This is a genomic window from Bradyrhizobium sp. NBAIM03 (genome assembly GCF_020194055.1).
GTDB lineage: Bacteria > Pseudomonadota > Alphaproteobacteria > Rhizobiales > Xanthobacteraceae > Bradyrhizobium > Bradyrhizobium yuanmingense.
Window position 1 is genome coordinate 1 of the sequence record NZ_JADYVS010000260.1, and the last position, 396, is coordinate 396.

Sequence of the window (396 nt, forward strand, 5' to 3'; positions counted from 1 at the left end):
CCGCTGAAGTGGGCGCCTATGTGACACTCTGGCAACCCGGCCATGGCGGGCATGTCGGCTTCCCGGCCGGCCCGCTGCCCGGCCACATGCGGACCATGCCCGAGCAGATCTGCGACTGGCTCTGGAAGCAACGCTGAAGGACCGAGCGATGGACGCCATTGTCGAAGCTGCGCTGAAGAAGTGGCCCCATGTACCTCACTGCTACGGCTGGCTGGCGCTGGACGCGCGCGGCGACTGGTACATGCGCGACGAACACTGCCAGCGCAGCGGCCCCTTTCCGCGCATCAAGGGCAGCCGCATCGAGCATGACAAGCTGCTGGCCTTCATCGGCCGCAACTACGGCTGCGACGAGCGCGGCGCCTGGTTCTTCCAGAACGGCCCGCAGCGGGTCTATGT

At 66.9% G+C, this 396-nt stretch carries 1 protein-coding gene; it reads left to right on the forward strand.

The features are described 5' to 3' along the window. Positions 1 to 148: 148 nt before the first annotated feature. Positions 149 to 396: DUF2946 family protein (locus tag I6F21_RS38420; RefSeq protein WP_225184477.1), on the forward strand; the 248-nt coding region annotated here is incomplete at its 3' end.